The organism is Streptomyces sp. GbtcB7, from assembly GCF_019091445.1.
GTDB lineage: Bacteria > Actinomycetota > Actinomycetes > Streptomycetales > Streptomycetaceae > Streptomyces > Streptomyces mirabilis.
This window is the reverse complement of the sequence record NZ_JAGXJM010000828.1, coordinates 1-228: the sequence shown is the minus strand read 5'-3', so window position 1 is coordinate 228 and position 228 is coordinate 1. Positions and strand designations below refer to the sequence as shown.

The following is a 228-nucleotide window of genomic DNA, read 5'->3' as shown; positions in this document are numbered from 1 at the left end:
TCCACCAACCCACTGACCCGAATGCTCGAACCCGCCGAATGGGCCGCTGCGGGGATTCCGCTGCTGCGCAAGCCCCGGGAGGTCGCCAGCGGATTGCACGCACGGCACCGGCCGAGACCCACGACCGCCATCGTGGCCGCCCACGACGCGGACGAACGGCTGCGGGCGAGCGCCCCGTTCACCCGGCGGTCGGCGCCGGCCGACGGCTGGATGTTCCGCAACTCCCTG

At 73.2% G+C, this 228-nt stretch carries 1 pseudogene; it reads left to right on the top strand.

From position 1 onward, the window contains the following. Window positions 1-228, top strand: a pseudogene (locus KVT44_RS57680) (hypothetical protein); the annotation flags it as partial.